24 protein-coding genes, 16 tRNA genes and 1 rRNA gene are annotated in these 25,191 nt (G+C 42.0%); 34 read left to right on the top strand and 7 right to left on the bottom strand.

Annotated elements, in window-relative coordinates; translation table 11 throughout:
* Positions 1 to 109 precede the first annotated feature (109 nt).
* The 18 genes from rrf to D0469_RS02670 all read left to right on the top strand — a co-directional run bounded on the left by rrf (position 110) and on the right by D0469_RS02670 (position 2,382).
* Positions 110 to 226 (top strand): 5S ribosomal RNA (gene rrf / locus D0469_RS02755).
* Between the two features lie 10 nt (positions 227 to 236).
* Positions 237 to 311: transfer RNA gene (locus tag D0469_RS02750), tRNA-Asn, on the top strand.
* Positions 312 to 317: 6 nt separating this feature from the next.
* Positions 318 to 408, top strand: a tRNA-Ser gene (locus D0469_RS02745).
* A 19-nt stretch (positions 409 to 427) separates the two neighbouring features.
* Positions 428 to 502 (top strand) — tRNA-Glu (locus tag D0469_RS02740).
* Positions 503 to 509: 7 nt separating this feature from the next.
* A tRNA-Val gene (locus tag D0469_RS02735) sits at positions 510 to 585 on the top strand.
* Positions 586 to 597: 12 nt separating this feature from the next.
* A tRNA-Met gene (locus D0469_RS02730) sits at positions 598 to 671 on the top strand.
* A gap of 5 nt (positions 672 to 676) precedes the next feature.
* Positions 677 to 752: transfer RNA gene (locus tag D0469_RS02725), tRNA-Asp, on the top strand.
* Between the two features lie 62 nt (positions 753 to 814).
* Positions 815 to 890, top strand: a tRNA-Phe gene (locus tag D0469_RS02720).
* A 6-nt stretch (positions 891 to 896) separates the two neighbouring features.
* Positions 897 to 972 (top strand) — tRNA-Thr (locus D0469_RS02715).
* Positions 973 to 985: 13 nt separating this feature from the next.
* Positions 986 to 1,069, top strand: a tRNA-Tyr gene (locus D0469_RS02710).
* A gap of 12 nt (positions 1,070 to 1,081) precedes the next feature.
* Positions 1,082 to 1,155, top strand: a tRNA-Trp gene (locus D0469_RS02705).
* 12 nt (positions 1,156 to 1,167) lie between these two features.
* Positions 1,168 to 1,243: transfer RNA gene (locus tag D0469_RS02700), tRNA-His, on the top strand.
* A gap of 29 nt (positions 1,244 to 1,272) precedes the next feature.
* Positions 1,273 to 1,347, top strand: a tRNA-Gln gene (locus D0469_RS02695).
* A 7-nt stretch (positions 1,348 to 1,354) separates the two neighbouring features.
* A tRNA-Gly gene (locus D0469_RS02690) sits at positions 1,355 to 1,429 on the top strand.
* Positions 1,430 to 1,436: 7 nt separating this feature from the next.
* Positions 1,437 to 1,510, top strand: a tRNA-Cys gene (locus tag D0469_RS02685).
* A gap of 6 nt (positions 1,511 to 1,516) precedes the next feature.
* Positions 1,517 to 1,598 (top strand) — tRNA-Leu (locus D0469_RS02680).
* 273 nt (positions 1,599 to 1,871) lie between these two features.
* Positions 1,872 to 1,945 (top strand) — tRNA-Gly (locus D0469_RS02675).
* 257 nt (positions 1,946 to 2,202) lie between these two features.
* On the top strand, positions 2,203 to 2,382 hold the full coding sequence (locus D0469_RS02670; protein ID WP_142919150.1) for a hypothetical protein: 180 nt from the start codon (positions 2,203 to 2,205) through the stop codon (positions 2,380 to 2,382).
* Between the two features lie 58 nt (positions 2,383 to 2,440).
* Here the strand turns inward: D0469_RS02670 and D0469_RS02665 are convergent, their stop codons facing one another.
* Positions 2,441 to 3,322 (bottom strand): LysR family transcriptional regulator, encoded by an 882-nt coding sequence (locus D0469_RS02665; protein WP_117325113.1) that lies wholly within the window; start codon positions 3,320 to 3,322, stop codon positions 2,441 to 2,443.
* Positions 3,323 to 3,442: 120 nt separating this feature from the next.
* Between D0469_RS02665 and D0469_RS02660 the strand changes: the two genes are divergently transcribed.
* Genes D0469_RS02660 through D0469_RS02650 form a run of 3 tightly spaced genes read left to right on the top strand, consistent with a single transcriptional unit; the run spans position 3,443 to position 5,820 of the window.
* Positions 3,443 to 4,648, top strand: a complete 1,206-nt coding sequence (locus D0469_RS02660) for a YbfB/YjiJ family MFS transporter (RefSeq protein WP_117325112.1) — start codon at positions 3,443 to 3,445, stop codon at positions 4,646 to 4,648.
* Positions 4,636 to 4,839: a 2-hydroxymuconate tautomerase family protein gene (locus D0469_RS02655; RefSeq protein ID WP_117325111.1), complete on the top strand. Its 204-nt coding sequence runs from the start codon at positions 4,636 to 4,638 to the stop codon at positions 4,837 to 4,839. The genes D0469_RS02660 and D0469_RS02655 overlap by 13 nt, the downstream gene beginning before the upstream one ends.
* Positions 4,840 to 5,820: a quinone oxidoreductase family protein gene (locus D0469_RS02650; protein ID WP_117325110.1), complete on the top strand. Its 981-nt coding sequence runs from the start codon at positions 4,840 to 4,842 to the stop codon at positions 5,818 to 5,820. It abuts the gene before it with no gap.
* A gap of 211 nt (positions 5,821 to 6,031) precedes the next feature.
* Here the strand turns inward: D0469_RS02650 and D0469_RS02640 are convergent, their stop codons facing one another.
* Entirely contained in the window at positions 6,032 to 6,706 is a 675-nt protein-coding gene (locus D0469_RS02640; protein ID WP_117325108.1) for a B3/B4 domain-containing protein, read from the bottom strand.
* 560 nt (positions 6,707 to 7,266) lie between these two features.
* Between D0469_RS02640 and queG the strand changes: the two genes are divergently transcribed.
* The gene (gene queG / locus D0469_RS02635; RefSeq protein WP_117325107.1) at positions 7,267 to 8,406 is read left to right on the top strand and encodes a tRNA epoxyqueuosine(34) reductase QueG; all 1,140 of its coding nucleotides are present in this window, start codon (positions 7,267 to 7,269) and stop codon (positions 8,404 to 8,406) included.
* Positions 8,407 to 8,540: 134 nt separating this feature from the next.
* Here the strand turns inward: queG and D0469_RS02630 are convergent, their stop codons facing one another.
* Entirely contained in the window at positions 8,541 to 9,380 is an 840-nt protein-coding gene (locus D0469_RS02630) for a VanW family protein (protein ID WP_158553328.1), read from the bottom strand.
* Between the two features lie 274 nt (positions 9,381 to 9,654).
* On the opposite strand from D0469_RS02630, the gene D0469_RS02625 reads away from it, so the two are divergent.
* From D0469_RS02625 to D0469_RS02600, 6 genes are all read left to right on the top strand, one after another.
* On the top strand, positions 9,655 to 9,927 hold the full coding sequence (locus D0469_RS02625) for an IDEAL domain-containing protein (protein WP_117325105.1): 273 nt from the start codon (positions 9,655 to 9,657) through the stop codon (positions 9,925 to 9,927).
* A gap of 162 nt (positions 9,928 to 10,089) precedes the next feature.
* On the top strand, positions 10,090 to 10,989 hold the full coding sequence (locus tag D0469_RS02620; protein ID WP_233522918.1) for an amidase domain-containing protein: 900 nt from the start codon (positions 10,090 to 10,092) through the stop codon (positions 10,987 to 10,989).
* 50 nt (positions 10,990 to 11,039) lie between these two features.
* Entirely contained in the window at positions 11,040 to 11,513 is a 474-nt protein-coding gene (gene trmL, locus D0469_RS02615; RefSeq protein ID WP_117325104.1) for a tRNA (uridine(34)/cytosine(34)/5-carboxymethylaminomethyluridine(34)-2'-O)-methyltransferase TrmL, read from the top strand.
* Between the two features lie 371 nt (positions 11,514 to 11,884).
* Entirely contained in the window at positions 11,885 to 12,634 is a 750-nt protein-coding gene (gene nfsA, locus D0469_RS02610; RefSeq protein WP_117325103.1) for an oxygen-insensitive NADPH nitroreductase, read from the top strand.
* A 560-nt stretch (positions 12,635 to 13,194) separates the two neighbouring features.
* A complete protein-coding gene (locus D0469_RS02605) occupies positions 13,195 to 15,090 on the top strand; it encodes a PrkA family serine protein kinase (RefSeq protein ID WP_117325102.1) in 1,896 nt (631 codons plus the stop codon).
* A gap of 73 nt (positions 15,091 to 15,163) precedes the next feature.
* Complete coding sequence (locus D0469_RS02600; RefSeq protein WP_117325101.1) at positions 15,164 to 15,415, top strand: hypothetical protein; 252 nt, start codon at positions 15,164 to 15,166, stop codon at positions 15,413 to 15,415.
* Positions 15,416 to 15,712: 297 nt separating this feature from the next.
* Here the strand turns inward: D0469_RS02600 and D0469_RS20815 are convergent, their stop codons facing one another.
* On the bottom strand, positions 15,713 to 15,907 hold the full coding sequence (locus D0469_RS20815; RefSeq protein WP_142919148.1) for a hypothetical protein: 195 nt from the start codon (positions 15,905 to 15,907) through the stop codon (positions 15,713 to 15,715).
* 63 nt (positions 15,908 to 15,970) lie between these two features.
* On the opposite strand from D0469_RS20815, the gene D0469_RS21300 reads away from it, so the two are divergent.
* Together D0469_RS21300 and yhbH are read left to right on the top strand one after the other, a co-directional pair.
* Positions 15,971 to 16,141 carry a hypothetical protein gene (locus D0469_RS21300; RefSeq protein ID WP_199478313.1) on the top strand — a complete coding sequence of 57 codons (171 nt, stop codon included), beginning with the start codon at positions 15,971 to 15,973 and terminating at the stop codon, positions 16,139 to 16,141.
* 384 nt (positions 16,142 to 16,525) lie between these two features.
* Positions 16,526 to 17,698, top strand: coding sequence for a sporulation protein YhbH (gene yhbH / locus D0469_RS02595; protein ID WP_117325100.1), 1,173 nt, complete (start codon positions 16,526 to 16,528; stop codon positions 17,696 to 17,698).
* Between the two features lie 341 nt (positions 17,699 to 18,039).
* Here the strand turns inward: yhbH and D0469_RS02590 are convergent, their stop codons facing one another.
* Genes D0469_RS02590 through D0469_RS02580 form a run of 3 tightly spaced genes read right to left on the bottom strand, consistent with a single transcriptional unit; the run spans position 18,040 to position 20,669 of the window.
* On the bottom strand, positions 18,040 to 18,834 hold the full coding sequence (locus D0469_RS02590) for an ABC transporter permease (RefSeq protein ID WP_233522917.1): 795 nt from the start codon (positions 18,832 to 18,834) through the stop codon (positions 18,040 to 18,042).
* A 1-nt stretch (position 18,835) separates the two neighbouring features.
* The gene (locus D0469_RS02585) at positions 18,836 to 19,606 is read right to left on the bottom strand and encodes an ABC transporter ATP-binding protein (protein WP_117325099.1); all 771 of its coding nucleotides are present in this window, start codon (positions 19,604 to 19,606) and stop codon (positions 18,836 to 18,838) included.
* A 13-nt stretch (positions 19,607 to 19,619) separates the two neighbouring features.
* Positions 19,620 to 20,669, bottom strand: coding sequence for an ABC transporter substrate-binding protein (locus D0469_RS02580; protein ID WP_117325098.1), 1,050 nt, complete (start codon positions 20,667 to 20,669; stop codon positions 19,620 to 19,622).
* A gap of 708 nt (positions 20,670 to 21,377) precedes the next feature.
* Between D0469_RS02580 and D0469_RS02570 the strand changes: the two genes are divergently transcribed.
* The 4 genes from D0469_RS02570 to D0469_RS02555 are packed head-to-tail and all read left to right on the top strand — an operon-like array spanning position 21,378 to position 25,154.
* The gene (locus D0469_RS02570; protein WP_117325097.1) at positions 21,378 to 22,115 is read left to right on the top strand and encodes a ThuA domain-containing protein; all 738 of its coding nucleotides are present in this window, start codon (positions 21,378 to 21,380) and stop codon (positions 22,113 to 22,115) included.
* Positions 22,115 to 23,155, top strand: a complete 1,041-nt coding sequence (locus tag D0469_RS02565; RefSeq protein WP_117325096.1) for a Gfo/Idh/MocA family protein — start codon at positions 22,115 to 22,117, stop codon at positions 23,153 to 23,155. The genes D0469_RS02570 and D0469_RS02565 overlap by 1 nt, the downstream gene beginning before the upstream one ends.
* Positions 23,152 to 24,189, top strand: a complete 1,038-nt coding sequence (locus tag D0469_RS02560) for a Gfo/Idh/MocA family protein (protein ID WP_199478311.1) — start codon at positions 23,152 to 23,154, stop codon at positions 24,187 to 24,189. Before D0469_RS02565 ends, D0469_RS02560 begins: the two co-directional genes overlap by 4 nt.
* Positions 24,186 to 25,154 (top strand): sugar phosphate isomerase/epimerase family protein, encoded by a 969-nt coding sequence (locus D0469_RS02555; protein ID WP_117325095.1) that lies wholly within the window; start codon positions 24,186 to 24,188, stop codon positions 25,152 to 25,154. The genes D0469_RS02560 and D0469_RS02555 overlap by 4 nt, the downstream gene beginning before the upstream one ends.
* Positions 25,155 to 25,191 lie beyond the last annotated feature (37 nt).

The following is a 25,191-nucleotide window of genomic DNA, read 5'->3' as shown; positions in this document are numbered from 1 at the left end:
TTGAAACACGCAGCATTTCCTTATCTGTTATCTAGTTTTGAAGGAATAAAATTCTTCTTGCAAAATTTCAAAAAGGCATTATAATAATATATGTCTCAATGAAATTAAGTTTGGTGGCGATGGCGAAGAGGATACACCCGTTCCCATCCCGAACACGGAAGTTAAGCTCTTCAGCGCCGATGGTAGTTGGGGGCTCTCCCCCTGCGAGAGTAGGACGTTGCCAAGCTTTATATCGTTCCGCAGTAGCTCAGTGGTAGAGCATTCGGCTGTTAACCGAACGGTCGTAGGTTCGAGTCCTACCTGCGGAGCCATTTTATGGAGAGCTGTCCGAGTGGCCGAAGGAGCACGATTGGAAATCGTGTATACGCTAACCGCGTATCAAGGGTTCAAATCCCTTGCTCTCCGCCATAATATTAAAATTGTTTATGGCCCCTTGGTCAAGCGGTTAAGACACCGCCCTTTCACGGCGGTAACACGGGTTCGAATCCCGTAGGGGTCACCATTATATTGGAGGATTAGCTCAGCTGGGAGAGCACCTGCCTTACAAGCAGGGGGTCGGCGGTTCGATCCCGTCATCCTCCACCATACTTTTATTATCGCGGGGTGGAGCAGTCTGGTAGCTCGTCGGGCTCATAACCCGAAGGTCGCAGGTTCAAATCCTGTCCCCGCAATCAGTGGTCCCGTGGTGTAGCGGTTAACATGCCTGCCTGTCACGCAGGAGATCGCGGGTTCGATTCCCGTCGGGACCGCCATTTTTATTCCGGTGAGCACAGCTTATAATGAGAGTTGAAGCTTAGTGGAATTTTATACATAGGGCTTGGTAGCTCAGTCGGTAGAGCAAAGGACTGAAAATCCTTGTGTCGGCGGTTCGATTCCGTCCCAAGCCACCATTGTTTGCCGGTGTAGCTCAATTGGTAGAGCAACTGACTTGTAATCAGTAGGTTGGGGGTTCAAGTCCTCTTGCCGGCACCACGCTTTTTAATATGGAGGGGTAGCGAAGTGGCTAAACGCGGCGGACTGTAAATCCGCTCCTTCGGGTTCGGCAGTTCGAATCTGCCCCCCTCCACCATTTTGATTTTTTAGGGGCATAGTTTAACGGTAGAACAGAGGTCTCCAAAACCTCCGGTGTGGGTTCGATTCCTACTGCCCCTGCCAATTATTTTTATGGCGATTGTGGCGAAGTGGTTAACGCATCGGATTGTGGTTCCGACATTCGTGGGTTCGATTCCCATCAGTCGCCCCATTTAAAGAATTTACTGATTGTACATATAGTGGGCTATAGCCAAGCGGTAAGGCAACGGACTTTGACTCCGTCATGCGTTGGTTCGAATCCAGCTAGCCCAGCCATTAATATGCGGAAGTAGTTCAGTGGTAGAATACAACCTTGCCAAGGTTGGGGTCGCGGGTTCGAATCCCGTCTTCCGCTCCAAAAGATTGGCGGCATAGCCAAGTGGTAAGGCCAAGGTCTGCAAAACCTTTACCACCGGTTCGAATCCGGTTGCCGCCTCCATAGAATGCCGGTGTGGCGGAATTGGCAGACGCGCACGACTCAAAATCGTGTTCCTCACGGAGTGTCGGTTCGACCCCGACCACCGGTATCATTTAGGTAGAAGATAAAAAGCCCATCCTTGATAAATTTTTCAAGCATGGGCTTTTTCCTGTTTAAAAAATATAAAATTCTCTTAACTTTAATTTTATAAAAAAATTTAATGAGATGGAAATTTAACTCATTAGGTTTAAAATACTAAATTTAGGGTAAATACTATGTTAAAAAAGTCTATAAAAAAGCTTGCAAGTATGCATAAAAGGTACTATAATATGATTTATCAACGAAATTAAACAACTTTCGACAAAATTCATCAAATTAATATGCGGGTGTAGTTTAATGGTAAAACCTCAGCCTTCCAAGCTGATGTCGTGAGTTCGATTCTCATCACCCGCTCCATACATAACCCAACGCAGTGTTTCGTTACAAGAAGAGAACGAAGCATTGCGTTTTTTAATGCCTTTTTTTAATGTTAATCAATTTAGAAATACGTATTTAAATCTGCCTGAGTTCTGAATAGATTTCGAAAGGGATCAAATGATAGAATGTCCTTGCGTGTTGAGGAGAACTCCAATTGGAGGGATTGTAGCTGCTCTGCCGCTGGTAAGCATTCTTAATTTTATATGCTATTTTTTCAGCGGGAAAGTTTGGCAAAAATGAGCCAGTTTTTTGTTGGAGTGTTGTGGGGATTTCCATCTACTATCATCCTTCTTGCAGTAGTAATTATTGCATTAAAAAACTTATCCTTAATTGTTTACATGATTTTATTTGATGTTGTTGGCTGGGTTTCTTCGTTGAATGTTCAAGAATTGATCGTAAAAAAACTCGGCCTATGATATGTTGTAAGATATAAAAGCACAGACCCACTGTGTAGGCCTGTGCAGCATATATCCGCTAGATATTTAAATGTTCCGTCTGCCTTACTGTATTAAGAAACGCTTCCAGGGCACTGTTGATGTATAAGTCGCGGCGACGGATTAAAACAGTTTCAACATTAGCGAATTTATCAGGTATGGAATGGATATGTAAATCCCCACGGCTTTCCAATTCTGATACCACAGAGCGTGGAAGCAAAGAAATGCCAAAACCGGATTTTACACAGCCTAAAATGGCTTCCAATGTTCCAAATTCCATAACCTTAATTGGAAATAAACCTTCTTCTCGCAGCCACGATTCAAGTTTTCCACGGTAAGAACATCCCGTACGGAATACGAGAATGTTTTTATTTTTCATTTCAAATAAAACACTTTCGTAGTTTTCACCATACTTATCAGTCACCAAAACAAGCTCTTCTTTAAATATAGTCTCCTGGATTAGTTCAGAATGCTGAACAGGTCCTGAGACGAACGCCCCATCTAATTGATAATGAAGAACAGAGTCAATTAGTTGCTCTGTTGGCCCGGTTTTCAATTTAATATCAACTAAAGGAAATTTCCTATGATAATCAGCTAAATGGACTGGAAGCCTTACTGCAGCAGTTGTTTCCATTGAACCAATTGAGATGGAGCCCTTTGGTATGGAAGTATCCTGTACAGCTTTTCTTGTTTCATCGAGAAGATAAAAAATTTTATCCGTGTAGCTTAGCAGTGTAATGCCAGCAGAAGTCAGCGTGACACCGCGGCTGTGGCGGTAAAATAATTGGGTTTTAAAGTCGAGCTCGAGCTGTTTAATTTTTGCAGTTACATTGGACTGTACAAAATTTAAGATCTTAGCTGCTTTTGTAATGCTGCGTTGCTCTGCCACTGTCCGGAATACCTCCAATGCCAATATATCCATTTGCCTCTTCCTTTCCTTAGATTGTGGGGTATCAAAAATAATGATAGCCTACATCAAAAGAATTCATTTTTCCTGATAGTAATTTCAATTTACAATAAAGTCAGAAAAAAGGAAAGGAAAGTGATAAAAAAGAAAATGGATAAACGGCATGCAAGAATTGTTATGGCCGGGATATTTTCCTTGATGATTGCTATGGGTTTCAGCAGGTTTGCTTACACGCCTATCCTGCCGTTGATGAAATCTTCAGCCGGCTTATCAGAGGCTGCCTCCGGTTATCTTGCTTCATGTAACTTTCTGGGCTATCTATTTGGGGCTTTCTATGCTGGCAGAATAAATCATAAGGGGAATCCCCGAATAATAATTCAGATATTATTGGCTAATATTTTGTCGTTTGCAGCTATGGGGTTGACAGATGACTATTTTATTTGGCTATTTCTCCGGTTTATTTCAGGAGTTTCAAGTGGATTGGTTTTTGTCCTTTGTTCAAGTTTTGTATTAGATTCTCTTGCGAAGCAGGGGCTCGCAAGCTGGTCTGGAATTTTTTATAGCGGGGTTGGAATAGGAATTTTAATAACAGGAATTTCAGTCCCGATATCGAATACTTATCTTGGATGGAAAGGCTCCTGGCTTGTTTTGGGCGGAATTTCGATTTTTCTCGGACTTCTCGTTTTCGCATGGCTTAAGATGGTACCTGGGACAAATGACAAGAAACAGGCTGCAGAGAGAGAGAAGGCTGAACAAAAGGAAATTCTGCCATGGCTTGTACTGGCTTATGGCCTTGAAGGGTTAGGCTATATCATTAGCGGCACATTTCTGGTAGATATATTTAATGGAATTGACGGTTTGCGTTCAATGTCCTCATTAAGCTGGGTCTTTGTTGGGTTAGCTGCAATTCCTTCGACCTTTATCTGGGTGACTGTTGCCAAGAAGGTAGGTTTTATTTTTTCAATTTGCCTGGCGATTTGTGTACAGGCTGCGGGTGTGATATTACCCGTTCTTGTCCCAAATATGGCAGGAGGTTTGCTGGGAGCTTTCTTATTCGGAGCCACGTTCATGGGGATAACCGCAATGACCACCACCTATGCACGGATGATACAGCCAAACAATAGCAGCAAGGTAATCGGGCTTTTAACAGGAGTATATGGAGTAGGACAAATATTGGGACCGTCCATTGCAGGTTTTTTGGTCTCGTTGACTGGAAATTATTCCATTTCCTTATTCTTTGCCACAGCGGTATTATTAACAGCGGTTTTGCTGCTGGGCGGCGGGCAATGGAAAACATCAAACAAATTAAATCGAAAGGAAGATGCAGAATGCCATACGTAAATATTAAGATTACCCGTGAGGGAGCAACAGTTGAGCAAAAAGAATTGTTAATTGCTGGGGTTACCAATTTATTAAAAGATGTTTTGGGAAAAAATCCTGCAACTACCGTGGTTGTAATAGATGAGGTGGATACCGACAATTGGGGAATCGGAGGAGAAAGAGTAACGGTAAGACGGGAGCGGGGTCAATAGATGAAAGCAATTATAGTCCCAAAGTTCGGCGGTCCTGAAGTCATGCAGTATATTGATACTGAAATGCCGTCTATTTCATCAACACAGGTATTGATCCGTGTCATAGCCACGAGTGTTAACTTTGCAGACATTAAAAAAAGGTACGCAGGGGAAGGGGGATTTCCGTTCATCCCTGGATTAGATTGCGCTGGTGTAATTGAGGAAGTCGGGAAAGACGTTGTGAATTTAAAAGCGGGCCAGCGAGTTATCGCTTTTCCAAAGAGTGGTGCCTATGCCGAGTATGCGGCAGCGGAGGAATGCATGACGTTCCTGATTCCGGATGGGATAGACTTTAACACTGCAGCGGCCTGCCCGATTGTGTTATTTACTTCTTATCAATTGCTGGCGGATGTCGCTAGGCTTGAAAAAGGCGAGTCCGTCCTGGTTCACGCTGCATCCGGCGGGATTGGAACGACTGCAATCCAGCTTGCCAAGCAGTTAGGGGCCAGCAAGGTTATTGGAACGGTTGGAAGCGAAGCTAAAGTCTCAGCGGCTGCGGCAGCCGGGGCTGATGCCGTGATTATTCGAGAGCATGAAGATATTACGGCAAGAGTAAATGAATTGACAGGCGGAAGTGGTGTGGATGTAATCCTTGATTCAATTGCTGGAGATGTAGCGGAGGAAAGCTTAAAGTGTCTAGCAAGATTTGGCCGCATGGTGAATTTCGGAAACGCTTCAGGCGGGCCTGGGCAATTTAATACAAGTGATTTACATAACAGCTCACGATCTGTCCTTGGCTTCAGTTTCGGAACGATTAGAAAGCACAGGCCTCATCTAGTTAGCCATATCGCAGACCGAGCGCTCCCTTTTCTGGAAAAAGCACAAGTAAAACTTCAAATTGGGCGGATTTTTCCACTTGCTGAAGCTGAACAGGCTCATCAATTTGTAGAGAGCAGGCTCAGTACCGGGAAGATATTATTAGAGGTTTCTAGGAGTGTGTAAGTGATAGGCTACTTAGTTTGATGAATAAGGATTCCGGCAGATGGAGGCTAAATCGTATTCTGGTAATTGGGAATGGGAAATCAGCGGGGAAGGCACACATGAATGTTTGTGCTCCAGTACCAGGAATTATATCAACAATTGGCACGTCAACAGCTAAAACTGTAAGAGGAATAAAAAATGCAGTTCGTAGTTGGCCGAACTGCATTTTTTTTTAGGAATCACTTCCAACCACGCAGTATTCCCCTTCTCCCCCATGTATTTGCAGAAACATGTCCATAAGGGATTTAGTCATTTTTTCCGCGTTTGCAATTTCTGTGGAAGGCCTGTGATAAACAAGCTGAAGGGCGTTATGTACCGTCTCGTTCACCATGGTGCGTTTTGAATCGACGAAAGGGCTGCCAAATGGGCCGGCTTTATCAGCAGAGTGAATCATATGATGCATTGAATTGATTCGTCCGTTGATTCCTTCATATTCCTCGCCATTTTCTCCAATTTTAATGTCAACGTTTCCCTTTAGTGCGTCGAGATCATAGATACCAATTGGCACTTCATATTGCAATGAAAAAAAGTTATTAAGGTCAATTGCAGAATGAATAGGTGATAGGTAATTCTGTTTTTTAATTCTTCGAAACAGTGCTTCTGCTGATGGACGATATCTGGCTGCATCGGTTCCAGCAGCCTTAAATATGGCTCGCCATTCCTTTAAACCTTCGAAATCATACAGATCTTTATCAAGCAGATCAAAATAAATTGATTCCTGAAAAAGCTGGAACCTGCCTTTAAGCATTTGCGGAGATTCCCCTATTTCAATTCCTCGGTAAACAATTGCCCCTATTTTGAACCCGGGTATTATAGCAAAAATGCCAGAATGTATGTTTATTTCCAATGGTTTCACCTCCAAAAAAGGTTAAAAATAGTTTATGATAGATACATCTGTCTATTTTACTATAACTGATAAATTTTTAAAAAGATAAGACTGTTTAACTTTATTGACCTGTATAGATGTCTAGCTCTAGCCCCCAGCCCCGCAAATGTTGTGACCAAAGGGCGTCACAACCCTGTGTTGGGGATCAAGTTGCGATCAAAAGCCATCGCAACCAAGTGCCATCGCAACCTTGGTCATAAGCCAATCGCTTCGGGGCCAAAAGCGCCTTCTGTCGGCGCTTGTCATGCTTGCCGGACTTGCACAGGATGTGCTGGCGTCGACGTTTGGCACAGGACGGAGGTTGAAATGGCCTTAGATTTCGACCCTGCCAGAACTTAGTCGACGTTCCTTTTATCTCGATATGGGTCAGAACGGCGCTGCCACAGGACAAGGAAGGCTTCGGCAGCGATACATCGCACGATACAAAGCGGCAGCTTTGTGAGGACGTGGAGACCTTAGCCGTTCTTCCCCTGCCAGGGCACTTGCACTTTTCTAATATAAATGCGAAAGGAGGGGACGTAATGGATATTAATCAGCTTAAAGAAGAAGTTATTTTATTTAGCAAGGAAATAGGAATAAATAAGATCGGTTTCACCACAGCGAATGCGTTCGGTGAGATGAAGAACAGGCTTCTTCAGCAGGAGGCCCTGGGGTACCAGTCTGGTTTCGAAGAAAAGGATATTGAAAAAAGGGTACATCCTGAATTAATTTTTTCAGAGAAGCCGAGGTCAATCATTTCGATAGCACTTGCTTATCCGTCTAAAATGAAGAATGCACCGCAAAGCAAAAAAGGTGAGAGGCGCGGAATCTTCTGCAGGGCATCTTGGGGAACTGACTACCATTTTATCTTGAGGGAAAAATTAAAGCTGCTTGAAGAGTTCATTATTTCCCGGTTCCCGGAAGCAGTAATGAAATCAATGGTTGATACAGGAGAACTGGTCGACAGGGCTGTTGCCCAAAGAGCAGGCATTGGATGGAGCGGAAAAAATTGTGCCATTATAACACCGGAATTTGGTTCCTATGTTTACCTTGGAGAAATGGTAACCAATATCCCATTTACGCCGGATACCCCTATGGAAGACAAATGCGGTTCCTGCAATAAATGCATTGATGTTTGCCCAACCGGGGCCCTTGTCCAGGGAGGACAATTAAACGCCCAGCGATGTATTGCATTTTTGACACAAACGAAGGGCTTCCTGCCCGATGAATTTCGCGGCAAGATTGGCAACAGGCTGTATGGATGCGATACATGCCAAACAGTTTGCCCGGAAAATAAAGGGAAGGATTATCATTTGCATCCTGAAATGGAGCCCGATCCGGAAATTGCCAAGCCGCTGCTAAAGCCTTTCTTAACAATTAGCAATCGCGATTTCAAAGAAAAATACGGGCATATTTCAGGTTCATGGAGAGGAAAGAAGCCGCTGCAGCGAAATGCGATTTTAGCGCTGGCACACTATAAGGATGAAACAGCGATCCCTGATTTAATAAGGGTTTTGGAAAACGACCCGCGACCAGTTCTTCGCGGAACAGCTGCGTGGGCTCTAGGCAAAATTGGTGGAAGTGATGCTAAAGCAGCGCTGCTCCGTGCTTTTGATAAAGAGAAAGATTCCGAGGTCATTGAAGAAATGGAAAAGGGAATGAAGCTTCTACAACAAGTGTAAGGCGGGGAGCCCGTCTTTTCCTATGGGCAGAACGTCGCTTGTGAGAAGGTTTTCCAAGCAGAAATGAATTATTTAACCGGAGAAGAAACAAAAAAAGGATAGATCAGCAGGTTATACTGCTATCTATCCTTTTTTCATTTTTTTACAGCAGCGAGCAATTGGACTTCAATACTGCCTTTTTTGTTATCCATAATCGTTTTGATGATGACTGGATAGTTTTTATTATTAAGGAATTTAAAGTCTTTTCCACCCCATGATACAGTGGCATCTTTGTCTTTTGGCACGTAACCGACGGCTTTGGAGTGGTGGTGGAGTTCAATAATTTCTAAGCCAGCCTTTTCAACTGCATTATACAGGGTGCTGGACGTCTGGCAGATTCCTCCGCCAATGCCTTCGACGAATTCTTTATTTACTATTTCCATCGCCTTTTGGTAACCTCTTTCAACCGTCCTTTCTCCAACAACCAAATTGAAATAGAAGCGGTCTCCCGGGCCAAGGATGACTTGATTGATAGCCTTTGCAGACAGTGCTATATTATTTGACCGGCCAGGCACGGCTGGGTTAAATGTTGTTTTATAGCTGCCAATTACTTTTTGCTGTACTGATGTAAGGGACTCCTGAGAAACATTCGGGACTGATTCCTGGATGGGAAGAGCAATTTCTTTATCAAAAGCTGTAGCTTGCAGCAAAGATGTTTTTAAAGCCTTTTCATCTAGAATAATCCGACTTTGGCCTGGAAGTAATTTCCCATTTTCACCAATTCTTGCCGGTACCATAGGTTTATCGAATTTTTCCGCCAGTTGCTCGACGATGCTATCCACTTCTTTGGCCAATGTATTTTTTTCAAAGGATGTAGGGGCAAATGTTTGAACAACCTGATTAGTCCTATTGTCTACTAATTTTAAGGCTGAGACGCTTGCAATTTCTTTGGCAGACAAAGTCTTTTCACTTGACGAATTCTTCGCAATAGCCATCTCGGATTGTTCCGATATACTGCATCCGCTGACTAAAACCGCCGTTGTAACTAGTACTATGAATCTTTTAATTTTGTTCTCCTCCATAGATGAAATAGATATCTATTTGTATGTTTATTCTACATTACATATGACGTTATGATAAGGGGATTGTTTCATTATTTTAATAAAAATGTAAAATTTTTAACAATATGGGCCGAGCATAAAATTGTTATCTTTTTGTTTTTTGGGGTATTAACATAATAAATTGATTACAAGGAAGGCAGGGATCAACATGAACCATGAGTATAAATCCAATCTGTTCGATAATGAAAAATACAGTGCTTCTTACTTACGCGGAAAGATGGACAAGGATGATATCACGACCAGAAAGATCCTGCTTCAGGAATATACTGAATATACAGGCGGTGCCAATGAAATTATCAATAGAGTCCAGCGCCAATACCTCCAAAATAAACGTTATAGTGAGATTGATAAGGCCCTGGATGAAAGGGATCAAGCAAGATTCCTTGCTTTAACATCAGATAACTGGGAAAGTGTGCTGTAAATCAATATGAATTTAGGAACCGGCAAGGAAGAATGCCGGTTCTTTCTTGTTACTTTAGGAAATTATAAAATTCTCGGGTCTTTTGTTCTTTAAATACATACTTTTTCATATGAACTAGCCCTTCCAACATACAAATAGAAGAGATGAAAAGGAGGGCTTTCTTTGAAGAAACATCTTGAAAGACTGCTGAATGAACGGGTGAATTTTCTTGCAGGAAACATAGAGAAGGGGAAGGAAAATGAGCGGGATATACGAAAACTAGAGACTTTCATGGAAACCGGGAAAAGTATAGTGAAGGTAAAGGCAGCCGGACAGGTGATATCCGAGAGAAGGGATCTTGAGGAAACGGTATTAGATTACACTGTTCATTTGCAGTATTTGGTTAAACATGGTGAGCTATTTTACCTGGAAGAAGAATTGGAGAAACGCCAGGCCAGATTTATTTCGGAGGAGCTGCACGAGGACATTGAGATACACCCGTTCTATGAAATAAATGATGGAGGAATGCTTAACACGGAAACTGGCGAAACAGGCTTTTTTAATTTAGAAAGGGTTGAGGATGAACGGGTAGCTTATACATACGACCGTTTAAAGGCGGTGCGGTATGCCGAGCGATGGTGGAATGATTATAATCCTGCATATAAGAAGTTTGAAGTAGACTGTACAAACTTCGTTTCCCAGTGCCTCCATGCTGGGGGCGCCCCTATGTGGGGTTCCCCGAATCGGTCAAAGGGATGGTGGATGGCACGGAACACTTGGAGCTATAGCTGGGCTGTCGCCAATGCTCTCAGGATATACCTTTCCAATTCAAGAACCGGCTTAAGGGCAAGGGAAGTTAAAACTGCCGGCGAACTGAATCTTGGTGATGTAATTTGCTATGACTTTCAGGGTGATGGCCGTTTTGACCATAATACGATTGTAACAGCAAAGGATGCAAATGGAATGCCACTGGTTAATGCCCATACCTATAACAGCCGGATGAGAAATTGGGCATATAAGGATTCAACAGCATATACGCCTAATATCAAATATAAGTTCTATACAATTTTGGATGGGGATTAACGCGAATAATGATATAATAATTGGTACAGTTTATTTATGAGGTGAGTTTGGTGGCTATACATGTTGTATTATACCAGCCTGAAATTCCGTCCAATACGGGGAATATCGCCCGTACATGTGCCGGCACGGAGACTAGGCTGCACTTAATCCGTCCGTTGGGTTTTTCTACGGATGATAAAATGCTCAAAAGAGCCGGTTTAGATTACTGGGAGCATGTAAATATTACTTATTATGATTCTTTGGATGAATTTTTTGAAAAAAATGAAGGCGGCGAATTTTATTATATTACAAAGTTCGGCAAGAAGACCTTTACGACTTTTGACTTCAGCAATCGTGACAAGGACCATTATTTTATTTTCGGCAGGGAGACAACTGGGCTTCCAAAGGAGCTTATTATGGAGCAGCAGGATCATGCTCTAAGAATACCAATGAATGACAATATCCGTTCGTTAAACTTGTCCAATACGGCGGCAATTCTGATTTATGAAGCTCTGAGACAGCAGGATTATCCTAATTTAATTTAATTCTGATACATTCTATTGTTATTATCATTTCCAATAGTCATTTCTTAAACGGTTATGAGGAATAAGTATAATGTAAGAAGTCTTTTTTGCAGAGAGAAATCATTGTTTGGTGAAGGGTTCCAAAAGACAAAGTTTGAACGCGCCTCTGAGTGCTCTCTCGAACAAAAGTCGGCATAAAACGTTATTTGTTAGCAAAGAGGAAGCCTTTGCTTTGGATCCCTGTTTTATAAGCAGGGCTTTTTTTAAATGTCAGGAATTATTATCATTAGGGGGGCTAAATTTAGCAACCAAATTTTTATCTGAACATCAAAAGGATAAAACAGTTTGTCCTTTATGCCGGCAGGGAATGTTGATATAAGAGGTGAAATCAATTGAATGAAGTAATTGAAACAATACTAAACCATCGCTCGATTCGTTCCTTTAAGGAGCAAAACCTAACGGCTGAGCAAATTGAAACGATTGTCAGGAGTGCCCAGTCTGCTTCAACTTCGAGTTTTGTCCAAGCTTACACGATTATTGGTGTAAATGATCGCGAGAAAAAGCAAAGGCTAGCCGAGCTTGCCGGAGAACAGTCTTATGTTGAGAACAATGGCCACTTTTTTGTGTTTTGCGGTGATTTAAACAGACATAGAATCCTTGCAGAGATGGAAGATGTGAATTTGCAGGCACCGCTCGAAAGCACTGAAAAGTTTATGGTAGCCTGTATTGATGCCGCTTTGGCTGCACAAAATGCAGCCCTGGCAGCCGAATCAATGGGACTTGGTATTTGCTATATCGGCGGAATCCGCAATGATTTGCCGGTGGTATGTGATTTGTTGAGTATTCCAGAAGGAGTACTGCCGCTTTTTGGCATGGCAGTCGGCTATCCTAAAAAAGTAACTGATAAAAAGCCCCGTCTGCCGCTTGAAAACATTTATCATGAGAATGGCTATAACAACGATGAGGCGAGTTTCAAGGATCAACTGATTAAGTATAATGAAACAATCTCCGCTTATTATGAGGAACGTACCGATGGGGCAAGGAAAGATACTTGGACAGGGCAAATGGTGCATATGATCGGAGCGAAAAGCCGAATGTATATGAAGGAATTTGTGGAACAGAGGAACTTAAATAAGAGATAATTGACAGTACAAAGAAATAGGGAATACGAAAAACGGCTGATAGCAGGATCAGCCGTTTTTTTGTTATAAAATATGAAAGGATAGCCTCTTAAAAAGTACAGGTTGCTAACTCCAGCGAACAGCAAATTTTTTTATGGGGTAAAATAAAGCTCGGACGCACAGTACAAGGAATGCTTCGGCAGCGATCCATCACATGAAAAAAAAAGCGACAGCTTTGTGAGGACGAGCGATCTTACCGATATTTCTCTGCCAGGGCGTTTGAGAGTTTCTTATTTTACACCTGGCTTGTCGTTATATCCAGCAGTGAAAATAGCAGCAAGGAAAGCGATTGTCACACCAATGATAATAATTGTACCCACTATGTAGTCCTCCTTTATCCGATAATGTCCCAATTTGTATAGTTATATCGATATTATACCTTATCCCCTGGACAGAGTGAATGAAAACCTGTGGAGATTTTATAACATGTGAACGTGCTTAACTTATTCGCTATCATGATTATCGAATTCAGCGCATACAGTATATTATCATCTCTGAAAGTTACAGGGGGAGGTTCCTTTATGGATATTTTGAAAAAGATTGAAAAGTTCAGGGAAGAAGAGAACAAGCTGAAGTGGGAAGGCACCTTCGCGGAGTATTTGGATATCATCAAAGAACAGCCATTGGTTGCACAGTCAGCACATTCACGTGTATATAACATGATTAAAGATGCCGGTATTGAAGAGGTTAATGGAAAAAGAAAGTATAATTTTTTCAGCGCCCAGCTGTTTGGGCTTGAGGAATCGCTTGAGCGTTTAGTAGAAGAGTATTTTCATCCGGCCGCAAAAAGGCTCGATGTCCGCAAACGAATATTGCTGTTAATGGGTCCTGTCAGCGGTGGGAAATCGACGCTGGTTTCTATGTTAAAACGCGGTCTTGAAAACTATTCCCATAAAACTAATGGTGCCATTTATGCTATTAAAGGATGCCCGATGCATGAGGATCCGCTGCACCTGATACCCCATTATTTGCGGGACGACTTTTACGACGAATATGGCATCCGGATCGAGGGGAATTTGTCACCGCTAAATGTTATGCGCCTTGAGCAGGATTATGGCGGCCGGATTGAGGATGTCATTGTGGAAAGAATTTTCCTATCGGAAGACAAGAGAGTGGGAATTGGGACATTCAGCCCATCCGATCCAAAATCGCAGGATATTGCTGATTTAACCGGCAGCATCGACTTTTCAACGATTGCTGAATATGGTTCTGAATCTGATCCAAGGGCATACAGGTTTGATGGTGAGCTGAACAAAGCGAACCGAGGCATGATGGAGTTTCAGGAAATGCTGAAATGTGATGAGAAATTTTTGTGGCATCTGCTTTCCCTGACACAGGAAGGAAATTTCAAGGCTGGCCGTTTCGCGTTAATTTCTGCGGATGAATTAATCGTTGCGCACACAAATGAGACAGAGTATCGTTCTTTCATATCCAATAAGAAAAACGAAGCCTTACACTCCAGGATAATTGTTATGCCAGTACCGTATAATTTGAAAGTTACCGAAGAAGAGAAGATTTATGAAAAAATGATCCGTGAAAGCGATGTTTCCAATGTGCATATTGCACCGCACACCTTAAAGGTTGCCGCCATGTTTACGATTTTAACCAGGCTGAAAGATCCGAAAAAAGGCGATATCGACCTGATAAAGAAAATGAGGTTATATAACGGTGAAAGCGTAGAAGGTTATAATTCAGCAGATATTGATGAACTGAAGAAGGAATACCAGGATGAGGGCATGAGCGGAATTGATCCGCGCTATGTGATTAACAGGATTTCTTCCACAATTATCCGAAAAGAAATTCCATCCATTAATGCACTGGATGTCCTTCGTTCTCTTAAAGAAGGGCTGGATCAGCACCCGTCGATCACTGCTGAGCTTCGTGAGCGCTATCTGAACTTTATCTCTTTGGCGAGAAAGGAATATGACACAATCGCCAAGAAGGAAGTACAAAAAGCATTTGTTTATTCCTATGAGGAGTCTGCTAAAACGCTTATGGATAACTATCTGGATAATGTGGAAGCGTACTGTAATAAACAGAAGCTCCACGATCCATTAACCGGAGAGGAAATTAGTCCGGATGAAAAATTAATGCGTTCGATAGAAGAACAAATCGGTATATCTGAAAATGCAAAAAAAGCTTTCCGTGAAGAGATTTTGATCAGAATTTCCGCATATGCACGTAAAGGCAAGAGATTTGATTATAATTCACACGACCGTCTTCGTGAAGCCATACAGAAGAAGCTGTTTGCAGATTTAAAGGATGTTGTAAAAATTACAACTTCCACAAAAACGCCGGATGAGCGCCAGCTGAAAAAGGTAAATGAAGTAGTGGCAAGGTTAATTGATGAACATGGCTATAACTCCACTTCTGCAAACGAACTGCTTCGATATGTAGGAAGTCTGCTAAACAGATAGCGGCCATTGAATAAACTATTGTGGGGAAAAACAAACCGTTTTCGCCCTGCCGGCAAAGCTGGCAGGGTGTTTATTGTTTATAAGAAAGGGTGGTTTATCGGCAATACTTGGACCTGTATATCCTTTAAAGCTTCGGGGGATTGTAATGCTAAAAGGAGATGAGCCATTTATGAAGAAAAAAGATGAACAGAACCTTGATAACATGGTAGCCCCTGGAATTGATGACCATGAGGAATTTGATAAGCAGGCTACAGAAGAGGATATTAAAAAAGGGGAATATACGAGTGTTACTACCTTATCTTTGGACGAAGTGAACCCAAGTTAAGAGATGGAGGCCTTCCGGTTTGAACTGAGACCGGGGCTTTTTTTCATTAACTAATGAAAAGATTGTTTGACATATTTTATATCAAAATTTATAAGTGGTTTGAAACGCGCCAACCATACGGCGACAAAGGATACAACTATCATTTAATAAAAACTTATGCAATGAACCGAATACTGGAACAATCTTGCAAGAACTAGTTATTCGATATGAGCAGCCATGTAATCGTATCACATTCTTTTTTATCTTATCCTCAAATAGAAAAAAGGAGATCCTGATGTTGCCATCTCCCGTGTGTTTTTATTTCCGGATATGTAGCCCATTATTTTCGAAGAGTTCTACAATTTGCTCAAAGGTTACAATAGCAGAACGATATTCGAATTTCACTTCTCCGTCTTCAACGTTCACTAGAACCCTTTCAATGCCGTTTATTCCATTCAATAGGGACTCGAGTGTCTGAATCACGGTACCTGAAGTTGCTTCCTTAATTTTCAAATAAAGTCCGACAACTGGTTTCTGTTTTAAAATAGCGGGTATATACAATTTAGAGGTGATTATATGGAGAAGGAAGTAAAAAAGGATTTTGTACCGGAAAACAGCTCCATGGCCAAGGATTTGGATGAAATGAAAAACCTCGGTAAGCAGATGGAAAATCTACGAACAAACGCAGAACTGAAGCAATGGGATAAGAGACCTGACCCTGTACAGCATGAAATCGAGACAAAGTAACTGCCTTCGCGAAATTTGCGGAGGCTTTTAATATGGAGAAAATATGAAGAGCAGAAGTCGAGTAACAGAGAAAGGAAGAAAACGCAGTAAAGCTTTCTAAACGTGGTTTTTATTCTAGAATAACAGGATAAGAAGAAATGTGCTTGTCCAAATCACTTGTGCATGTCCCATTGTCTAAATAATTTGTAAATTATTCTGCATCTGCCGCATAAGATAGAGTAATACAATCCTTTATCATTCGAACCTTTAAGGAATTAGGACTTTACCACTGGATGTTTATAGAATAAAGGAATTGTTATTGGAACTGGGAATTTTGGACACTCGATATTGTATGCTAATGGATTAAAATTTGTGTGAAAAAATTTTTTTAGGAGGGGAAGAAATATGTCGGATGCGAATAATCATCAGTTTGTGATTTCTAAGGAAGATTGGTCCCTCCACCGCAAAGGCTACGACGATCAGCAGCGCCATCAAGAAAAGGTACAGGAAGCCCTCAAAAATAATCTGCCGGATTTAATTTCTGAGGAAAGCATTATCATGTCCAATGGCCGCGATGTTGTAAAGATTCCGATTCGGTCGTTAGATGAATATAAAATACGGTATAACTATGATAAAAACAAACATGTTGGCCAGGGAGACGGGGAGAGCAAGGTTGGAGATGTAGTGGCTCGTGATGGCTCACCTTCACAGCAAAAAGGTCCCGGAAAAGGCCAAGGGGCAGGAGACCAAGCTGGAGAAGACTACTATGAAGCAGAAGTTTCGATGCTTGAAATTGAGGAAGCTCTATTCAGCCAGCTGGAGCTGCCTAATTTGCAGCGAAAAGAAAACGACGAACATCAGGTGGAGAATATTGAATTTAACGATATCCGCAAAACAGGTTTAATGGGAAATATTGATAAAAAGAAAACAATGATGTCAGCATTCAAACGCAATGCAATGAGCGGCACTCCGGGCTTTCATCCAATCTACCCGGAAGACTTAAAATTCAAGACCTGGAATGAAGTAGTAAAGCCGGATTCAAAAGCCGTCGTGCTGGCGATGATGGATACGTCAGGCAGTATGGGACTATGGGAAAAATATATGGCCCGCAGCTTTTTCTTCTGGATGACCCGTTTCCTTCGCACCAAATATGAAACAGTCGAAATCGAATTCATTGCTCACCATACAGAAGCAAAGGTTGTATCCGAAGAAGACTTCTTCTCGAAGGGAGAAAGCGGTGGAACCATCTGTTCATCCGTGTATCGAAAGTCACTTGAATTAGTAGAGGGTAAATACAGTCCATCCAAATTTAATATCTATCCATTCCATTTTTCTGACGGGGATAATCTAACGTCAGATAATGCCAGATGTGTAAAACTTGTTGAACAGCTGATGAAAGTATCAAATATGTTTGGATACGGTGAAGTTAACCAATATAACCGCCACTCTACCTTGATGGGTGCCTACAAAAACATCAACAATGAAAAATTCCGCTATTATATCCTCAAGCAGAAATCAGACGTATTTCATGCAATGAAGAGTTTCTTCAAAAAGGAAGAGAACAAAATGCATGCATGAGCGGAAAGGTATTCAAAAAAAGAATTTTTAATAGTTATCCGAAAAAGCGAAGGGCTTCGGCATGAACTTGCCTCTAATTCTCTATTATGAGAGAGATCATAAGATGCAATAAAGGAAGGCTGGTGTCAGGCTTCCTTTATTGCTGGAATGATAAAACTCTGCTGTCATTTGGTAACTACATTGTTTTAACGAAATTATCTTTGAATTTCTGTGGAACTTTAACGTTTCATAAGAATTCTCCCAATGAAAAAAAGAGGCATCCCCAAAAATCATTTTTGGGAACAGCCTCTTTTTGCATGCATGAATTTATGAATTTATTTAAAGATGGGCAGAATGCTAAATTATTTCCATGGCAGAAGTTTATTCTCCAGCCACTGTAGTCCCCTGTTAAACAGCAAACCAAGCAAGGAGAGCAGCAGCACACCGACCATGAGTTTCGTTGTAATCATTAAATTTCCATAATGCAATACCATTGCGCCAATCCCTTGCTGGGCAGCGATCATTTCAGCCGAAACGAGCAGCAGCAGCGATGTTCCTGCTGCAAGCTTTAAGCCCGCAAATATCATTGGCAGGGAACCAGGCAATATGACCTTTCGAATCACATTTGCATGACTCGAACCGAATGTCACGGCTGCTTTGATAAGGATTGGATCTACATTTTTTACCCCTGAAAACGTATTAATCACAACAGGGAAAAATACTCCCAGAGCAATAATTGTGACCTTTGGCATTTCACCAATCCCAAGCCACAAAATGATTAAAGGCAAAAGAGCGATTTTAGGTATCGGGTAAATGGAATACACAATTGGAGTGACAATTGCGTCTGTCCACCTGGAGAAACCGAGAATTAATCCGATGACAATCCCAAGAACCGCGCCAAGTGCATAACCAATTCCGACACGGTACAGGCTGGCAAAAAGGTTCTTGAACAATTCACCAGTGGCAATCATCTCCCATGCATCAGTTAAAATGGCAGATGGTGCTGGTAAAAACAGAGGAGGAACAATATTTAATCGGCAAATAATCTCCCAAAGTAACAACAAGCCTGTTATACCAAGTACAGATGCATACTTTGGAATCCTCTGTTCAAGAAATGCAACACGATTTGTAATGGTTTGTCTAGGTTCAGTCATCATTTCAACCCTCCAGCAGCGCTTCTTGGGCATCATGGCGAATGAGATCCCAGATTTGATTAGAATACTTCTCGAATTGCTCTCTATTCTGTTCGCTATCTCTTCCGGTCTTTGGCATATCGATTCGAATGATTTCTTTGATTGTCCCTGGATGTCTGGACAAAACAATTACCCGGTCAGCCAAATAGACAGCTTCTTGGATATTGTGGGTGACATATAAAGTACTCAGCTTCGTTCGGTTCCATATCGTCAGCAGCTCTTCCTGCATCAGAGTACGGGTTTGTGCATCAAGCGCAGAAAAGGGTTCGTCCATCAGCAGCAAATCCGGTTCTACCGAAAGGGCTCTTGCAATCCCGGCCCTTTGCTTCATTCCGCCCGATAATTGTTTGGGATAAGCCTTCTCAAAACCATTTAAACCGACCATATCTATATAATGCTGGCCCTTTTCCTGGATTTCTTGTTTACTGGCTCCTTGTTCCTCAAGACCATAGACAACATTTTCAAACACATTTCGCCATGGAAATAAAGCTATTTCCTGAAAAACGATGGCTAAATTCGGCTGTTTTTGATTGGTACCTTCAAAATAAACCAATCCATCGGTTGGAGACATTAACCCGCCAACAATATTGAGCAGAGTTGATTTACCGCAGCCGCTTGGTCCTACAAGAACAACAAATTCTTGCTCTTCAATGGCAAAATTGATATTCTGCAGCGCAGTCACTTCTCGTTTTGAATCAATAAACGTTTTTGCTACGTTCTCAACGACAATTCTCATGCTGTCACTTCCCTTATTCCTTTAAAGCTTCTTCCAACAACTCTGTATTTACAATCTCTTTTGTATCAATCGCTTTGTCAATTAACTTTTCTTTCGCGTACCAGTCCACCTGTGTCTTGATATCTTCCTCGAGGAGCTTGCCATCGCGGTCCATATACGGCAGTCCTTGCTTTATTACATCTGGCTCCTGATCTGTATACTTCGCAATAATATCAATAACTTCATCATAATTTTCCCCGGGTACTAGCTTTCCGTCTTTTTTCGTCAGGACCGCATCATAATAGTAACGGGTAGCTTTTGCATACGCCTTCAAGAATCGGACAGCGGCATCTTTATTATCCGCGAATTTCGGAGAGAAAAAGACCCCGGATGTCTGGTATGGAATTTCTTCTCCTACCTGGGAGATGACCTTGCCGTAACCCTCGTTAACTACGGAGGTAATATTCGGCTCGTTTAGTAAAACTGCATCCACCTGCTTGCTTTTTAACGATTCCATAAGCCCTTTTATACTGTTAAGGGGAACGACTTCAATATCGCCTAATCCTAATCCATAGTTTTCGATTACTCTGCCAACCATATAATGATAGGTAGAACCGGTTTGAGTGATACCAATTTTTTTGCCCTTTAATTCTTCAACGCTTTTAATCGATGAATCAGAGGGTACTAAAATAGCAGAAGATGAGTAACCCTCCTGCTCTCTTCCCTTATCGGCTACAATCACAAGCTTTTGCCCGCCAGCAACCATATTGTAAAGGCTTGCTGTTATTCCTGTTGCTCCAACTTCAACACTTCCTCCTGCTGTTGCAACTGCTATCGGCTGGGCAGCCTCAAACCATTGCGCCTTGGCGTCTATGTTTTCCTCTTTGAAAAACCCTTTTTCTATTCCAATAAACAGCGGTGCCGAGCTAGTTAATTTTAGCATTCCAATATTCACTGAGTCTGATTTAGATTCCTTTTCGGAACTGCTTTTTCCGGCTTCTTCGGTGCCTTGTTTTCCGCAGGCAGCTAAGACAAAGGAAAATACTACTAGAATACTACAAAAAAGAATGAAAGACTTTTTCACAATTCTGACCTCCGTATGTTAAATATAAAGCTTACTAAAGTTATAGTATATTCCTATTCGTTATAATTTTTCAATTTTTTTATTTTTTCGACTTTAAACTTTCTTCTCTGATCAAAGACAAAAATTTTTCTTTGTATATATGATGACCTACCTATCTATGTTAAAAAGTAAATCCATAGCCTTCAAGGTTTTGCAGCTGCCCGTAGACTTTACTTTCCAAATTCATTAGATTAAGTGTGCCTTACAATCTAACATTAGATTGATTTTCTAATTTTTCTTTCCATGTCCACTCGGTAAACGCATAAATGCACGAAAGAAGGGTACTAAAACTATCAATGTTAAGGTTAAAGTTAAAAAGGCTGGCCCGACTAAGAGGGAGAATAAGCCGGCCTTCTTAAGCTTCTTTTTGTTCTTTACGGTACAGCTGTTGAAATATTACACTTTATCTGATTAAGGTCTGGATCAATAAGGATAAACTTTTCTAATAACAGCCAAATGAATATGAGATCGCTAGTTTCGTAGGATACCAGTATGATTAATATTTTCGTCAAGTGTTTAATAAAGTAAAAGGTATTACACAAATGAATTTTGGGTAAAAATTAGTTCAATTTCTTCCATCCCTCTCGGAAATATAAGCAGTTTCATGAGTTTTTGGGTACTTTAAAATAGAGTAGTAGATTGAGCTAATTAAAGGAGAGTGTATTCGTCATGTTAAAGGTAACGGTATGGAATGAAAACCGTCACGAGCAAAAAAATCCGGCTGTAAGGGATATTTATCCTGATGGCATCCATGGTACGATTGCTGAATTTTTAAAGGCAGAAGGATTTGATGCAGGTACGGCAACTCTTGATCAGCCAGAGAATGGCTTAACAGATGAAATTCTTGCAAACACCGATGTATTAATTTGGTGGGGCCATCTTGCTCATGACGAAGTAAGAGACGAAATCGTTAAGAAAGTACAGCAGTGCATCCTTGACGGAATGGGCCTTATTGTTCTCCATTCGGGCCACTTCTCCAAAATCTTTAAAACATTAATGGGTACCAGCTGTGATTTAAAATGGCGGGAAGCCAATGAAAAAGAACGCCTTTGGGTAATAAGCCCGAGCCATCCAATTACGGAAGGCGTTGGCGAATATATCGAATTGGAAAAAGAAGAAATGTATGGGGAGCATTTTGATATCCCGGCACCTGATGAACTGATTTTCACAAGCTGGTTTGAAGGTGGCGAGGTATTCCGAAGCGGATGCACCTTTAAAAGAGGCAACGGAAAAGTATTTTATTTTCGCCCAGGCCATGAAACATATCCAACTTATCATAATGAGCAAATTCAACGGGTTATCATAAATGCAGTAAAATGGGCTCAGCCTGTTAAACGTGAGCAGCCTGTTTATGGAAATGCACAGCCATTGGAAGAGATAAAAGAGAAAAAGGGGGAAGGACAATAATGGAAAAGATCAGAGTGGGAGTTATTGGATGCGGCAGTATAGCACAGCATCGGCATTTGCCGGAATATGCAGCGAATGAGGCAGTTGAGCTTGCAGCTGTTTATGACAATGTTGAAGAACGAGCACAAAAAGTGGCAGATAAATATAGCGTTAAGGCTTTCACTAGTTATGAAGAATTACTGGGAAGCGGATTAGTGGATGCAGTCAGCGTTTGTACACCGAACTATCTACATGCGCCGATTTCAATTGAAGCTTTAAATGCAGGACTTCATGTTCTTTGTGAAAAGCCAATGGCGACATCCGTTAAGGAAGCGGAAGCAATGATAGCGGCTTCTAAAGCAAATGGTAAAAAGCTAATGATCGCCCATAATCAGCGCTTTGTGCCTTCCCATCAAAAAGCGCGACAGCTCATTGAGAGCGGCGAAGCAGGGAAAATTTATAGCTTCCGAACATCATTTGGCCACGGTGGCCCTGAAGGCTGGAGTGTTGAAGGAAAAGGCGGATGGTTCTTTCAAAAAGAAAAAGCTTTCGTCGGAGCGATGGGCGATTTAGGCGTCCATAAGACAGATCTGCTTCGTTACATTCTTGGTGAAGAAATCACAGAGGTGGCTGCATTTGTGGAAACAAGTGCAAAAGATTTCGCGGATGTGGATGATAACGCGGTTTGTGTTTTAAAGACTGAAAGCGGAATCATTGGCACACTTGCTGCAAGCTGGGCTTATGTAAGCAAGGAAGATAACTCCACGATCATTTATGGGGAGAAAGCAATACTCCGTTTAGAGGACGATCCAATAAACTCATTAGTTGTTCAGTATGCGAACGGCGATATAGTCAGCTATCAGCTTGGCAAAATTCAATCGAATGATGATGGGGGACAAAATAATTCTCATGTAATTGAGAAATTTATTGACTCCATTTTACTGGATAAAGAACCGCCTGTACCAGGAGAAGAGGGAATGAAATCACTGAAAGTGATTTTAGCAGCATTGGACTCAAATGAATCAAAACAGATTGTTAATGTAGGGGCTGAGCGGCTGTGACAAAACTGCGAATAGGGATCATTGGAGCAGGCGGAATTGCACAGTCCAGACATATTCCGGCTTTTCTCAAACTAAGTGACCAGTGTACGATTACTGCTCTAAGCGATGTAAATTTTGCACGGGCGAAAGAGACAGCTGAAACTTTTAATATTCCCTTAGTGTTTGAAAAGTATGAGGAGATGTTCCCAGAAGTCGATGCTGTTTGCATATGTACTCCTAATAAGTTTCATGCTGAAATTACTATAGCCGCTTTAGAAGCAGGAGTCCATGTAATGTGTGAAAAGCCAATGGCTCTTAGTACTGTGGAATGTGAAACGATGATCGCCGCCGCACAAAAGGCAGAGAAGGTTCTTGCTATAGCGTATCACTACCGTTTCATGAAGGAATCTGCGGCGGCGAAGAGAGCAATCAAGGAAATTGGCATGCCGCTGGTAACAAGGGTTCAGGCATTGCGCCGCCGCAAAGTTCCGGGTTGGGGTGTATTTACAAACAAGGGGCTGCAGGGCGGCGGGAGCTTGATTGATTATGGATGCCATCTTCTTGATTTAGCCCTTTGGCTGATGGGCAATCCCAAAACAACAGATGTTGTAGGCAGCACGTATAACATGTTAAGCAGGATGTCGGGCCAGGTTAACCTTTGGGGCCATTTTGACCATGAAAGCTTTAATGTCGACGATCATGTTACTGCTTATATTAAATTTGCAAACGGAGCCTCCATGCTGTTTGAAACTTCATGGGCTGCGAATATAAAAGAAGACCATGAACATGTCAGTATTTCAGGCGTGGATGGAGGGCTAAGTGTGTTCCCTCTCGAGCTTTATAAGACTGAAAACGGCATGCTGGTAAATAGCCAGCCGGTATGGATTCCCGGTGAAGAGGATCCGGGACTTCCGCAGGCGCGGAATTTCATTGATGCCTGCCTGCGAAATGCCCCGCTCATCGTAAAACCGGAAGAGGCCCTCCAGGTATCACAAATTATCGAAGCAATCTATGAAAATAGACAGTCAGGAAGCACGGAAGGAGTACTGCTATGAAATTAGGTGTATTTACTGTATTATTTTCCGACAAATCGTTTGAGCAAATGCTTGATACAGTAAAGGAAGCAGGGCTGCACGCAGTCGAAATCGGAACAGGCTGCTATCCGGGGAATGCGCATTGCGATTTGGATGCCCTGCTCGCCAGCGAGGATTCCCGGACACATTTTATGCAAGAAATCCAAGCACGGGATTTAATAATCAGTGCCTTCAGCTGCCATGGCAACCCGATTTCACCAGAAGTAGGCTTTGCTAGAGAGTCTCAACAATCGCTCTTAAAGACAATTAAACTTGCATCACTATTGGGAGTGTCAGTGGTGAACTGTTTTTCAGGCACTGCAGGCGATCATGAAGGAGCTAAATTTCCAAATTGGCCTGTAACGCCTTGGCCAAATGAATATGGAGATGTCTTAAAGTGGCAATGGGAAGAAAAACTTATTCCGTACTGGAAGGAGGTTGGACAATACGCTAAAGACCACAATGTGAAAATTGGGCTCGAGCTTCATGGCGGTTTTCTTGTCCATACACCTTATACATTGCTAAAATTGCGTGAAGAAACATGCGATGCTATTGGTGCAAACCTAGATCCGAGTCATTTATGGTGGCAGGGAATTGACCCAGTTGCAGCCATTAAAATCCTTGCAAAGGAAAACGCTATCCATCATTTTCATGCAAAGGACACTTATATCGACCAGGAGAATGTTAACATGTATGGCTTAACAGATATGCAGCCGTACGGGGGAGTCCGAACAAGAGCGTGGTCCTTCCGTTCTGTTGGCTGTGGACACAGTATGAAGGAATGGTCTGATATGATGAGCGCACTGCGAACCAATGGTTATGATTACGTTGTGAGCATTGAACATGAAGATCCAATTATGTCTATTGAAGAAGGATTCAAGCGGGCAGTCACCAACCTTCAGTCTGTCCTAATTCAAGAACCTCCTTCGCAGATGTGGTGGGTTTAAGAGCAGATAATCGGGTTTTTGCGTTTAAGACAGTAAT

This window comes from Peribacillus saganii (assembly GCF_003429095.1).
In the GTDB taxonomy this organism is placed as follows: domain Bacteria; phylum Bacillota; class Bacilli; order Bacillales; family DSM-1321; genus Peribacillus; species Peribacillus saganii.
This window is presented reverse-complemented; position numbering and strand designations above follow the sequence as displayed.